Origin of the sequence: Pseudomonas sp. R25(2017) (assembly GCF_002112565.1) — a bacterium.
GTDB classification, from domain to species: Bacteria; Pseudomonadota; Gammaproteobacteria; order Pseudomonadales; family Pseudomonadaceae; genus Aquipseudomonas; species Aquipseudomonas ekonensis.
Genome location: NZ_NEHZ01000019.1, coordinates 41,926 through 55,560 on the forward strand (window position 1 = coordinate 41,926; position 13,635 = coordinate 55,560).

A 13,635-nucleotide genomic window follows, 5' to 3' on the forward strand; every position below is an offset into this window, starting at 1 on the left:
GCCACCCCCGGATTGTTTTTCGCGGCCCGCTGGAGAAATGCGCCGGTCAGCCGACACATTCTTATAGCACTTGGCCTTCATCTCTCTTGTCAGTCGGTGCCGCAATGATGCAACCTTGCCGCAGGCAACAGTAAAGAGGGCGAGAGCCCGGCGCGTTCAGCATATTTCCAAGCGAGTTCCCTTCATGAAGAGCCAACCCGATGCCGCCAGCCGTATGGTGGCCGAGGTAGTGACGCAGTTGCCTGTGCCCTCGCGGCTCGGCATGCTGCGTTTCGAGCGCCTGAATGAAGCGAGCTGGGCGATGCTGTTCCTCGACCCCAACTGCGAACGCCAATTCGGCCAGCCGGCCGTCGAGCTCTGCGCCCTGGTCGGCTCGCCCTACGCCAGCCTGATGGAGCCGGAGGCGCGCTATCAGCTGCACGACACGATCCAGCAGCAACTGAGCGCGAGCCCCCATTACCTGGTGCGCTACACCCTGCACACCGCCGCCGGCGTGCTGAGCGTGCTGGAACTGGGCGAGGCCTACAAACAGCACAACCGCCATCTGCTGCGCGGTTACCTGCTGGTGGTCGACGATGTGTTCGACGACGTGCCGGCGCTGCCCTCCGTCGACCTGGAAACCCAGAACTCGCGCCTGCAGATCGCCCTGGAGCTCAACCAGCGCGCCCAGCAGGAACAACTGCAGCACCTGGAGCGGGTGCGCGCCCAGCAGGACCTGATCCTGCTGCTGGCCCGCCAGCGCTACAGCAGCCACAACTCACTGCAGGAAGCGGCCGAACTGATCACCCGCTGCGCCTGCGACATCTATGAGATCGACTGCGCCAGCCTGTGGAACCTCGAAGGCCAACAGTTGGTGCCGATCTCGGCCTACCACCGCGCCAGCCAGGAATACCTGCTGCCGGACGTGATCGACGTCAGCGGTTTCCCCGACTACATGGAGGCGCTGCACAGCAGCCGCGCCATCGACGCCCACAATGCGATGCACGACCCGCGCACCCGCGACATGGCCGAAGCCCTGCGCCCGCGCGACGTCAATGCGATGCTCGACGCCAGCATCCGGGTCGACGGCCAGGTGGTCGGCGTGCTCTGCCTGGAGCAGACCGGCGTGACCCGCGCCTGGCAATCCGACGAGATCGCCTTTGCCGGCGAACTGGCCGACCAGTTCGCCCAAGTCATCAACAACCACAACCGACGCACCGCCACCAGCGCCCTGCACCTGTTCCAGCGAGCGGTCGAGCAGAGCGCCAACGCCTTTCTGCTGGTCAACTGCGAAGGCGTGGTCGAGTACGTCAACCCCAGCTTCACCGCCATCACCCAGTACACCACCGAGGAAGTCCACGGCCAGCGCCTGTCTGAGCTGCCGGCCCTGGAGAACCTCAGCGAGCTGCTGTTCGACGCGCCGTCGGCGCTGGCCAAGAGCAACAGTTGGCAGGGCGAATTCAAGAGCCGGCGCAAGAACCTCGAACCGTACTGGGGGCAACTGTCGATCTCCAAGGTCTACGGCGACAACCGCGAGTTGACCCATTACATCGGCATCTACGAAGACATCACCCAGAGCAAGCTGGCGCAGCAGCGCATCGAACGCCTGGCCTACACCGACAACCTGACCAACCTGGGCAACCGCCCCGCGTTCATCCGCAACCTGGACGAGCGCTTCGCCCGAGACAGCGATACCCCGATCAGCCTGCTGCTGGTGGACATCGACAACTTCAAGCGGATCAACGACAGCCTCGGCCACCAGACCGGCGACAAGCTGCTGATCAGCCTGGCCCGGCGCCTGCGCAACAGCCTGAGCCCGAGCGGCAGCCTGGCGCGGTTCGCCAGCAACGAATTCGCGGTGCTGCTGGACAACACCGACCTTGAGGCCGGCCAACAGATCGCCAGCCAGCTGCTGATGACCCTCGACAAACCGATGTTCGTCGACAACCAGCTGATCAGCGTCACCGGTTCCGTGGGCCTGGCCAGCGCGCCGCTGCACGGCCGCGATCCGCAGACCCTGATGCGCAACGCGGGCCTGGCGCTGCACAAGGCCAAGGCCAACGGCAAGCATCAGGTGCAGGTGTTCACCGAAGCCTTGAACGCCGAGGCCAGCTACAAGCTGTTCGTCGAGAACAACCTGCGCCGGGCCCTGACCCAGAACGAACTGGACGTGTTCTACCAGCCCAAGCTGTGCCTGCGCAGCGGCCGGCTGCTGGGCATGGAAGCGCTGCTGCGCTGGAACCACCCGGAGCGCGGCATGATCCGCCCGGATCAGTTCATCAGCGTCGCCGAAGAAACCGGGCTGATCATCCCGATCGGCAAATGGATCGCCCGCCAGGCCTGCCGCATGAGCAAGGCCCTGACCGCCGCCGGCCTGGGCAACCTGCAGGTGGCGATCAACCTGTCGCCCAAGCAGTTCTCCGACCCGGACCTGGTGGCGTCCATCGCCAACATCCTCAAGGAAGAAGCGCTGCCGGCCAACCTGCTGGAACTGGAACTGACCGAAGGCCTGCTGCTGGAGGCCACCGAAGACACCCACCTGCAGCTCGACCAGCTCAAGCGCCTGGGCCTGACCCTGGCCATGGACGACTTCGGCACCGGCTACTCGTCGCTCAGCTACCTGAAGAAATTCCCGATCGACATCATCAAGATCGACCGCAGCTTCATCCATGAGATCCCGGACAACCAGGACGACATGGAAATCACTTCCGCCGTGATCGCCATGGCCCACAACCTGAAGCTGAAGGTGGTGGCCGAAGGCATCGAGACCGCCGAGCAGCTGGCGTTCCTGCGCCGCCACCGCTGCGACGTCGGCCAGGGCTACCTGTTCGACCGGCCGATCCCCGGCGCCGAACTGATCGGCACGCTCAAGCGCTACCCGCGCGGCCCGCTGTCCCTGTAAGCCCTGCCCCGGCCCGGATGGGCCAATCCCACATCGTTTGGCTAGTGATTAACTCGGCATCATTGGGCACACTGGCGGTCTGCTGATTGAACATCCCATCCTGACTGAGAGGAACGATCATGGTTCTGCGCTCGGAAATTCTGGTGAACAAAAACGTGCTACCGACTCAAGATCAAGCCCTGCCCGGCCGCGAAACCCCGATGGCCCTGCCCGAAAACCATTTCGTCTTCAAAGACACCCCGCTGCTCGGCCCGTTCTTCGACGATGTCGAGTTCGCCATTTTCGGCCTGGGTTGCTTCTGGGGCGCCGAGCGCCGCTTCTGGCAGCGCGAGGGCGTGGTCAGCACCGTGGTCGGCTACGCCGGCGGCTACACGCCGAACCCGACCTACGAAGAAGTCTGCTCGGGCCTGACCGCTCACGCCGAAGTGGTGCTGGTGGTGTTCGACAAGGCGAAAGTCAGCTACCAGGACCTGCTGAACATGTTCTGGGAACTGCACAACCCGACCCAGGGCATGCGCCAGGGCAACGACATCGGCACCCAGTACCGTTCGGTGATCTACGCCACCACCCCGGAGCAGCTGGATGCGGCGAACAAGAGCAAGGCCGTGTACCAGGCCGAGCTGAACAAGGCCGGCCTGGGCGAGATCAGCACCGAGATCGAGCAGGCCCCGACCGTGTACTTCGCCGAGGCCTATCACCAGCAGTACCTGGCGAAGAACCCGGAAGGCTACTGCGGAATCGGCGGCACCGGCGTGTGCATGCCGCCGAGCCTGGCGGGCAACTAAGCTTGAAACCGTGGCGAGGGCGTTGCTCCCTCGCCACAACTGGTTAAATGTTGATCAGCTCTCGGCGATCAACCAATCCATCTGCCAGCCGCCCTGGGTCTGCCCAAGCTTCTTGGACAGCCACGGCAGCAGCTCGCGCAACTCCTCTTCCAGCCCCCACGGCGGATTGGCGATCGCCAGTCCCGAGCCGTTCAGGCTGTTGGGCGTGTCCAGGGGATGCACCAGCAGTTCGACCCGCAGCAGTTTCGGTGCGCCGGTGCCGGCCAGATCCTGGTAGAAACGGCGCAGGGCGCGCTGGTCCTTCACCGGGTACCAGATCGCCGCCACGGTCTGACGCATCCGCGAGATCGCCTCTTTCAGGGAAGCGGCGCAGCGCTGCATCTCGTCGAGCTTCTCGAACGGCGGATCGATCAGCATCACCGCACGTTTTTCGGCCACCGGCAGCAGCGCCCGCGCCACGTGCCAGCCTTCGCCCAGGTGCACCGCCACCCGACGGTCGCCCTTCATGTTGTCCTTGAGCAGCACGCCGTCCTGCGGGTGCTTCTCGTTGAGCAACACCCGATCCTGCGGCCGGGTCAGGCGCCGCGCCAGTTCCGGCGAGCCGGGGTAGTAGCGCAGCTGGCCGTCCGGGTTCATCTCGTGCAGCACCTGCATGTAGTCGGCGGTCAGCGCCGGCAGGTCAGGCTGGTTCCACAACCGTGCGATGCCTTCCAGGTATTCGCCGGTGCGGTTGGCCTGATCGCCCTGCAGGTCATACAGGCCGATGCCGGCGTGGCTGTCGAGATAGGCAAACGGCTGCTCCTTGCGCGACATCAGGGCGATGAGGCGGGTCAAGGTCAGGTGTTTGAACACATCGGCGTGGTTGCCGGCATGGAAGGCGTGACGATAATTCATGGTGGCTCCTGCGAGGGCCGCAAAGTTTACCTTTTACCGGGCGGCAAGTCAGGGGGCCGCAGCCGAACGGGCCGCTAAGGCCCCTCGCCCGCCAACCTCACTGCGTTTCCTCCAACAGGTAATCCAGCAGCGCCGTTTCCGACGCCTCTTGCGACACCGAAACCCGATAAAACCTTGCGACCTTGTGGCGCAGCACATCGGCTGGAAATGCCTGGGCCAGCGCCGGATGCGCCTCGTTCAGCCACTGCAAAGCGTTGCGCATCCGGACATCGCCGCCGAACGACGCCAGCAGCCCTTGCGGCACCCGCCACCAAGGAAAGGCACACCCCGAGGCTTGCCCCCGGCCACCGACCGTCACCGCCCGGCCATTGACCAGGGCACGCCCGAAGACCGCCAGCAGCGTCTCCGCATCGACCTCAGGCGACGCCAGGATCGGCAACAGGAAGCGCCCGTCCCAGAACCGGAAGAACGCCGGGCGCCCATCCGACAGAAGCACTTGCGTCAGGCTGCAAAGATGCGCGGCCACTTCTTCAAGGCTTGCCGAGGACACCCCCAGCCACCCCCAATCCTCAGACTCGGTGCTCGCCGCCCATTCCAGAAACTCACTGTCGGCGGCAACGACTCCCACGTAAGGCATCACCGCTTCCCACTCGGAAAATGCCGTTTCCGCCCAGACCGGTGTCGGCGCCTGCGAGGGCCAAGCCTTGAGCGGCTCTCCCGCGCTGGCACCGCTCAACACCGCAAACAACTGTTCCGAAGGCTTCAGCGGCTCAGCCGCCAGCCATTGATCAGGTCGCACAGATTCCCTCCTTGCACCGCTCGCACTCTTCGCAGAACGGCGCATCACTTTTCAGGCTCATGATTTGCGCGGCGGTCAGGATCGCCGCCGGCGCTGCCGCCAACCCCGCCGCCTGCCCCGCCACCGCCGGGGCCGCCGCCATCGGCGCCATCGGCGCGCCGCCCACCTGGATCGGCACGCTGCTGAAGATCCCGCCGGGGCCGATATTGATCCACTGTCCGCCCGCCTGGATCGTCGCGCTGGCGCCGCCGTCGATCACCACCTGCTGGCCGGCGCTGACGTGGAACTGCACACTGGCGCTGAACGCCTGACTGCTCACGCGGACATGCCGGTCGCCGGTCACCGTGAGGTGGTCGTCCTGCTTCACCTCGGCCTGGCGCCGGCCGTGGGTGATGCGCTGTTCGTCGGCCTTCAGTTCGTGCTTCGCCAGACCGGTGACGACGACGCTGCGCTGGTTGTCCACCCGCACCTGTTGGTCGTGCAGCACATGCTGCGTCCAGTTGCGCTGGGCGCGCAGGTAGATTTCCTCGGCGCCCTTGCGGTCCTCGATGCGCAGTTCGTTGTAGCCCCCGCCGCCGGGGCTGCTCTGGCTGCGGAACACACTGCGGGTCTTGTCTGCCGGAAGCTCCAGCGGCACTGGGGTGGCGGCGTTCGGCAGGCAGCCCATGACCAGCGGCTTGTCCGCGTCGGCATCGACGAACCCCACCAGCACTTCCATGCCGACCCGCGGGATCAGCACGCTGCCGTAGCGGTCGTGGGCCCAACCGGTGGCGACCCGCAGCCAGCAACTGGAATGCTCATTGAGTTCGCCGTCCCGGTCCCAGGCCAGTTGCACCTTGATCCGCCCGTACTCGTCGCAGTGGATCTCGCTGTCTTTTGGCCCGGTGACGACCGCCGGCTGGTAGCCGGACATCCGCGGTTTTTCCGGAACCGCCGACGGGCGGAAGAAGACGTCCCACGGCGTGGCGAGAAAAGTGTTGCGGTAACCCTGGAACGCTTCCCCGTCGCTGGTGACCGATTCCTCCAGCACCTGTGGCTGGCGCCCCCGGTGCTCGACGGCGGTCAACAGCCACAGGTCGTTCCAGTCCTGGCGTGGATGCTCGATCAGTTGCAGGAAATGTCCGCTGAGCAACGCGGATTCGTCGCTGTGCCCCTCCGCCAGGCAGTGGTCGGCCAGGTGCCGCTCCAGGGTTCGCCGGGCCATTCGCTTGCCGGCCTCCCGCTCGGTGAACTGGCCGGGAAAGTGATAGTCCTCCAGCACCGGCCGCTGCTCGCTGTCGACCCGGGCCTCCAGGGACAGCTGCGGCTTTTCGAAATCGTAGTCACGGCGGGTGACCACGCTGGTGCGGGTCTCGACCCGGACACTCAGGCGCTTGACCGCCGGCGCCGCGGCGGCCATGCCGCTGCCCGGCAGGTAAGGCGTCGCCCCGGCCAGGCGGGGAAACACGGTCTGGTCATCGCCGAACACCAGCAGATGCCCTTCCGGGCTGTGCTGAAAGTGGAAGTGAATGCCGACTTCGCCGCACAGCCGCTGAATGAACGTCAGGTCGCTTTCGGCGTATTGCACGCAGTATTCCCGGGGCGGGTATTCGCTGCCCAGACGGAATTCGAAGGCATCGCGCAGGATCCCGTGATCCTTGAGCACTTGCGCCACGATCTGCGGGACGCTCTGCCGCTGGAAGATCCGTTGGTTGATCCGGTGCCCGAGGTACGCCAGGCGCGGAACGAGGCTGACGTGATAGCGGGTCAGACGCTTGCCCGAATCCCCTTGGCCGACGCGATGGATCTGACCGTGGATGCCGGATCCTTGCACACCGAAACTCAGAAACGCCTGACGGTGCAGCAGGCTTTCGAGATCCAGGTCCGGTCGTTCGCTGACCAGTTCCAGGTCGAAGCGAAAAGGTTGGCTGATGGCTTCCTTGCCCGTGAACTCAAGCACTTTGAGGTCATAGTGGGCGCCTTCGAGGGTCAACGTGAAACGCGGTTGATGGGCAGGCGCGAACATCCGATGTGTCTCTGCAGAATGAAGGCGGGCGATTCTGCATGAGGGGCCAAGACTGGAGAGCCAGTGACAGGAAAATCAGATTTGCCCTACTTGAAACTTCGATCTCCCCTTCAAAAATCAGCGCTTTCAACTACAGACACATCCCTCAAATACATCGCTGAATCTGTGGGAGCTGGCTTGCCAGCGATGAGGTCGGCAGATTCGACTGTTCGCTGACCGACACGCCGCCATCGCTGGCAAGCCAGCTCCCACAGGGTTCTCCAATACTCTTGAAAAATTGCAGGCATGAAAAACGGCCCGCCTCCGGGTGGAGACGGGCCGTTTCAGGTCAGGCAATGGGCTGAGGCTCAGCCCGCCGCCCTCACTTGTTCAGGTGGTAATCCTGCTCGGCCGCCTCGAAGCGCTGAACCATGCCGGCGCTCGGCTGGCCCATCAGGCTGACCAGGTAGATCGCCAGGCTGGCGAAGATGAAGCCCGGGATGATTTCGTACAGGCCCAGCAGTTCGAAATGCTTCCACACGATCACGGTCACCGCGCCGACCAGGATGCCGGCCAGGGCGCCGTTGCGGGTCATGCCCTTCCAGATCACCGAAATCAGCACGACAGGGCCGAACGCCGCACCGAAACCGGCCCAGGCGTAGGACACCAGACCCAGCACGCGGTTTTCCGGGTTGGCCGCCATGGCGATGGCGATCAGCGCCACCAGCAGCACCATGGCGCGGCCGACCCACACCAGTTCCAGCTGCGAAGCGGACTTGCGCAGGAAGGTCTTGTAGAAGTCTTCGGTCAGGGCGCTCGAGCACACCAGCAGCTGGCAGCTCAGCGTGCTCATCACCGCCGCCAGGATGGCCGACAGCAGCACACCGGCGATCCACGGGTTGAACAGCAGCTTGGCCAGTTCGATGAACACACGCTCATGGTTCTCGCTGACCGGAGTGGCCACGGCCGGGTTGGCCGAGAAGTAAGCGATGCCGAAGAAGCCCACCGCCACGGTGCCGCCCAGGCACAGGATCATCCAGGTCATGGAGATGCGGCGGGCGTTGGCGATGGATTTCACCGAGTCGGCGGCCATGAAGCGCGCCAGGATGTGCGGCTGGCCGAAGTAGCCCAGGCCCCAGCCCATCAGCGAGATGATGCCGATGAAGGTGGTGCCCTTGAGCATGTCGAAGTTGCTCGGGTCGTTGGCCTCGATGGCCAGGAACGTGGTGTCCACGCCGCCGGTGGCCAGCAGCACGATGATCGGCGTGAGGATCAGGGCGAAGATCATCAGGGTGGCCTGGACGGTGTCGGTCCAGCTCACCGCCAGGAAGCCGCCGACGAAGGTGTAGGCGATGGTCGCCGCAGCGCCGGCCCACAGCGCGGTCTCGTAGGACATGCCGAAGGTGCTTTCGAACAGGCGGGCGCCGGCCACGATGCCGGACGCGCAATAGATGGTGAAGAACACCAGGATCACCACCGCCGAGATGATCCGCAGCAGGCCGCTCTTGTCTTCGAAACGGCTGGCGAAGTAGTCCGGCAGGGTCAGCGCATCGCCGTTGTGCTCGGTCTGCACCCGCAGGCGGCCGGCGACGAACAGCCAGTTCAGGTAGGCGCCGACGATCAGGCCGATGGCGATCCAGCTTTCGGACAGGCCGGACATGTAGATGGCGCCCGGCAGGCCCATCAGCAGCCAGCCGCTCATGTCGGAGGCACCGGCGGACAGGGCCGTCACGACGCTGCCGAGGCTGCGGCCGCCAAGAATGTAGTCGGAGAGGTTGTTGGTGGAGCGATAGGCCATGAAGCCGATCAGCACCATTGCTGCGATGTAGATCACGAACGTGATCAGTGTTGGATTGCTTGCGCTCATTACGTTTCGGCCCTGGCTTTGTTTTTATGTAGCGGCGGCGGTTGCACCGCCTGCAGACTGACGCCTGAAGGACGAAATGCACGGCCGCGCATTTATGACCGATGTTTCCCCAGGAAAGCCATCGGCCGATGCACCGGGTTGTCCCGGTTGCACCTAGGGCGCGAATCCTATGCAACAAAACAGAACAGGTGCAACCTGTTTCTTGGGAATCAGTTGCACCTACATCGCTTTTTCGGACGAAACGACTGTTTTTGCCCCCAGCCTGGCGCATTGTCTGCACGACGCCCCCGCGAAAGCAGCACGCTAGAGCGGTCACTTCAAGCCAGAAAATAATTCCTGACGAGCTGCCGATAATTCCGACAAAAAATGGGTTGCACCCGGTTGCACCTCTTCCGGGCCGCAGCTAATCTTGCCGCCAGCTGTTGCCGCGCAATTGCGGCACCTATGAGGATAAGAATATGGCTACCACCACCCTTGGGGTCAAACTCGACGACCCGACCCGCGAGCGCCTGAAAGCCGCCGCGACCTCGATTGACCGCACGCCGCACTGGCTGATCAAACAGGCGATTTTCAATTACCTGGAAAAACTCGAGGGTGGTGCAACCCTGAACGAGCTCAACGGCCTGGCCGTCAAGGACGCCGATGACGCGGGCGAAGTCCACGTGGACCATGCCCACCAATGCTTCCTCGAATTCGCCGAAAGCATCCTGCCGCAATCGGTGCTGCGCGCCGCGATCACCGCCGCCTACCGCCGCCCCGAGCCGGAAGTGGTGCCGATGCTGATCGAACAGGCCCGCCTGCCGGCGCCGATGGCCGAAGCCACCAACAAGCTCGCCGCGACCATCGCGGAAAAACTGCGCAACCAGAAGAGCGCCGGCGGCCGTGCCGGCATCGTCCAGGGCCTGCTGCAGGAATTCTCCCTGTCGTCCCAGGAAGGCGTGGCGCTGATGTGCCTGGCCGAAGCGCTGCTGCGCATCCCGGACAAGGGCACCCGCGACGCCCTGATCCGCGACAAGATCAGCACCGGCAACTGGCAGCCGCATCTGGGCAACAGCCCGTCGCTGTTCGTCAACGCCGCCACCTGGGGCCTGCTGCTGACCGGCAAGCTGGTCTCCACCCACAACGAAGCGGGCCTGACCTCGTCCCTGAGCCGCATCATCGGCAAGAGCGGCGAGCCGATGATCCGCAAGGGCGTGGACATGGCCATGCGCCTGATGGGCGAGCAGTTCGTCACCGGCGAAACCATCGCCGAAGCGCTGGCCAACGCGAGCAAGTTCGAAGCCAAGGGCTTCCGCTACTCCTACGACATGCTCGGCGAAGCCGCGCTGACCGAACACGACGCCCAGAAGTACCTGGCCTCGTACGAACAAGCCATCCACTCGATCGGCAAAGCCTCCCACGGCCGTGGGATCTATGAAGGCCCGGGCATCTCGATCAAGCTGTCCGCCCTGCACCCGCGCTACAGCCGTGCCCAGTACGAGCGCGTGATGGACGAGCTGTACCCGCGCCTGCTGTCGCTGACCCTGCTGGCCAAGCAGTACGACATCGGCCTGAACATCGACGCCGAAGAGGCCGACCGCCTCGAACTGTCGCTGGACCTGCTGGAACGCCTGTGCTTCGAGCCGCAGCTGACCGGCTGGAACGGCATCGGCTTCGTGATCCAGGCCTATCAGAAGCGCTGCCCGTACGTGATCGACTACGTCATCGACCTGGCGCGCCGCAGCCGCCACCGCCTGATGATCCGCCTGGTGAAAGGCGCGTACTGGGACAGCGAGATCAAGCGCGCCCAGCTCGAAGGCCTGGAAGGCTACCCGGTCTACACCCGCAAGGTGTACACCGACGTTTCCTACATCGCCTGCGCCCGCAAACTGCTGTCGGTGCCGGAAGTCATCTACCCGCAGTTCGCCACCCACAACGCCCACACGCTGTCGGCCATCTACCACATCGCCGGCCAGAACTATTACCCGGGCCAGTACGAGTTCCAGTGCCTGCACGGCATGGGCGAACCGCTGTACGAACAAGTCGTGGGCAAGGTCGCCGAAGGCAAGCTGAACCGTCCGTGCCGCGTGTACGCCCCGGTCGGCACCCACGAGACCCTGCTCGCCTACCTGGTGCGCCGCCTGCTGGAAAACGGCGCGAACACCTCGTTCGTCAACCGCATCGCCGACCAGTCGATCTCGATCCAGGAACTGGTGGCCGATCCGGTCGCAAGCATCGAGCAGATGGCCACCGTGGAAGGCGGCTTCGGCCTGCCGCACCCGCGCATTCCGCTGCCGCGTGACCTGTACGGCTCCGAGCGCGCCAACTCCAGCGGCATCGACATGGCCAACGAACACCGTCTGGCGTCGTTGTCCTGCGCCCTGCTGGCCACCGCGCACAACAACTGGAAAGCCGCGCCGATGCTCGGCTGCGCCTCCAGCAACGAAGCGCCGGCGCCGGTGCTGAACCCGGCGGACCACCGCGACGTGGTCGGCCACGTGCAGGAAGCCACCGTCGACGACGTCAACAATGCGATCCAGTGCGCCCTGAGCGCCGCGCCGATCTGGCAGGCCACCCCGCCGGCCGAACGCGCCGCGATCCTCGAGCGCGCCGCCGACCTGATGGAAGCCGAGATCCAGCCGCTGATGGGCCTGCTGGCCCGCGAAGCCGGCAAGACCTTCGCCAACGCCATCGCCGAAGTCCGCGAAGCCGTCGACTTCCTGCGCTACTACGCCGTGCAGGCCCGCAACGACTTCAGCAACGACGCCCACCGTCCGCTGGGCCCTGTGGTGTGCATCAGCCCGTGGAACTTCCCGCTGGCGATCTTCAGCGGCCAGGTCGCCGCCGCGCTGGCCGCCGGTAACCCGGTGCTGGCCAAGCCGGCCGAACAGACCCCGCTGGTGGCCGCCCAGGCCGTGCGCCTGCTGCTCGAAGCCGGGATTCCGGAAGGCGTGCTGCAACTGCTGCCGGGCCGCGGCGAAACCGTCGGCGCCGGCCTGGTGGGCGACGAGCGCGTCAAAGGCGTGATGTTCACCGGCTCCACCGAGGTGGCGCGCCTGCTGCAGCGCAACATCGCCGGCCGCCTGGACAACCAGGGCCGTCCGATCCCGCTGATCGCCGAGACCGGCGGCCAGAACGCGATGATCGTCGACTCTTCGGCGCTGACCGAACAGGTGGTGATCGACGTGGTGTCCTCGGCGTTCGACAGCGCCGGCCAGCGTTGCTCGGCCCTGCGCGTGCTGTGCCTGCAGGAAGACTCCGCCGACCGCGTCATCGAAATGCTCAAGGGCGCGATGGCCGAATCCCGTCTCGGCAACCCTGAGCGCCTGGCCGTGGACATCGGCCCTGTCATCGACGCCGAAGCCAAGGCCGGCATCGAGAAGCACATCCAGGGCATGCGCGACAAAGGCCGCAGCGTGTACCAGGTGGCCATCGCCGACGCCGAGGAAGTCAAGCGCGGCACCTTCGTCATGCCGACCCTGATCGAGCTGGAAAGCTTCGACGAGCTGCAGCGCGAAATCTTCGGCCCGGTGCTGCACGTAGTGCGCTACAAGCGCAAGGACATCGACCAGCTGATCGGCCAGATCAACGCCTCCGGCTACGGCCTGACCCTGGGCGTGCACACCCGCATCGACGAGACCATCGCCAAGGTGATCGACAACGTCAACGCCGGTAACGTCTACGTCAACCGCAACATCGTCGGCGCCGTGGTCGGCGTCCAGCCGTTCGGCGGCGAAGGCCTGTCGGGCACCGGCCCGAAAGCCGGCGGCCCGCTGTACCTGTACCGCCTGCTGTCCACCCGCCCGGCCGACGCCATCGGGCAGTCGTTCGCCCGCGGCGACGCGGCCAACGCGCCGGACGTGCGCCTGCGCGACGCCATGGCCAAGCCGCTGGCCGCCCTGAAGGCCTGGGCCGACAGCAACCAGTACGCTGACCTCAGCACCCTGTGCGTGCAGTACGGCGCCCAATCGCAGAGCGGCATCACCCGCGTGCTGGCCGGCCCGACCGGCGAGCGCAACAGCTACACGATCCTGCCGCGCGAGCACGTGCTGTGCCTGGCGGACATCGAAGGCGACCTGCTGACCCAGCTGGCCGCGGTGCTGGCGGTGGGCGGCTCGGCGGTTTGGCCGGAGTCCGACACCAGCAAGGCATTGTTCGCACGCCTGCCGAAGGACATTCAGGCGCGGATCAAGCGCGTGGCCGACTGGAACAAGGACGAGACGGTGTTCGACGCCGTGCTGCACCACGGTCATTCCGACCAGCTGCGCGCGGTGTGCGAGCAGGTGGCCAAGCGCAGCGGCGCGATCGTCGGCGTCCAGGGCCTGTCCCAGGGCGAGACCAACATTGCGCTGGAGCGTCTGGTGATCGAGCGGGCGTTGAGCGTCAACACCGCCGCGGCGGGCGGCAACGCCAGTCTGATGACTATCGGTTAATCAGCGACTCTGC

Annotated in this window: 7 protein-coding genes; 3 read left to right on the forward strand and 4 right to left on the reverse strand. The window is 65.3% G+C overall.

Annotation, left to right across the window (positions count from 1 at the left end; translation table 11 throughout):
• Window positions 1-184: 184 nt before the first annotated feature.
• Together CAG31_RS22495 and msrA are read left to right on the forward strand one after the other, a co-directional pair.
• On the forward strand, window positions 185-2,881 hold the full coding sequence (locus CAG31_RS22495) for a GGDEF and EAL domain-containing protein (RefSeq protein ID WP_085585324.1): 2,697 nt from the start codon (window positions 185-187) through the stop codon (window positions 2,879-2,881).
• A 119-nt stretch (window positions 2,882-3,000) separates the two neighbouring features.
• Window positions 3,001-3,666, forward strand: a complete 666-nt coding sequence (msrA, locus tag CAG31_RS22500) for a peptide-methionine (S)-S-oxide reductase MsrA (RefSeq protein ID WP_085585326.1) — start codon at window positions 3,001-3,003, stop codon at window positions 3,664-3,666.
• A 54-nt stretch (window positions 3,667-3,720) separates the two neighbouring features.
• Here the strand turns inward: msrA and CAG31_RS22505 are convergent, their stop codons facing one another.
• The 4 genes from CAG31_RS22505 to putP all read right to left on the reverse strand — a co-directional run bounded on the left by CAG31_RS22505 (window position 3,721) and on the right by putP (window position 9,210).
• A complete protein-coding gene (locus CAG31_RS22505; protein WP_085585328.1) occupies window positions 3,721-4,560 on the reverse strand; it encodes a 23S rRNA (adenine(2030)-N(6))-methyltransferase RlmJ in 840 nt (279 codons plus the stop codon).
• Window positions 4,561-4,657: 97 nt separating this feature from the next.
• Window positions 4,658-5,404, reverse strand: a complete 747-nt coding sequence (locus CAG31_RS22510; RefSeq protein WP_085585330.1) for a DUF4123 domain-containing protein — start codon at window positions 5,402-5,404, stop codon at window positions 4,658-4,660.
• A complete protein-coding gene (locus CAG31_RS22515; RefSeq protein WP_085585332.1) occupies window positions 5,349-7,364 on the reverse strand; it encodes a type VI secretion system tip protein VgrG in 2,016 nt (671 codons plus the stop codon). Before CAG31_RS22515 ends, CAG31_RS22510 begins: the two co-directional genes overlap by 56 nt.
• 361 nt (window positions 7,365-7,725) lie before the next feature.
• Entirely contained in the window at window positions 7,726-9,210 is a 1,485-nt protein-coding gene (gene putP / locus CAG31_RS22520; RefSeq protein ID WP_085585334.1) for a sodium/proline symporter PutP, read from the reverse strand.
• A gap of 458 nt (window positions 9,211-9,668) precedes the next feature.
• Between putP and putA the strand changes: the two genes are divergently transcribed.
• Window positions 9,669-13,622: a trifunctional transcriptional regulator/proline dehydrogenase/L-glutamate gamma-semialdehyde dehydrogenase gene (gene putA, locus CAG31_RS22525; protein ID WP_085585336.1), complete on the forward strand. Its 3,954-nt coding sequence runs from the start codon at window positions 9,669-9,671 to the stop codon at window positions 13,620-13,622.
• The last annotated feature ends 13 nt before the right edge of the window (window positions 13,623-13,635 follow it).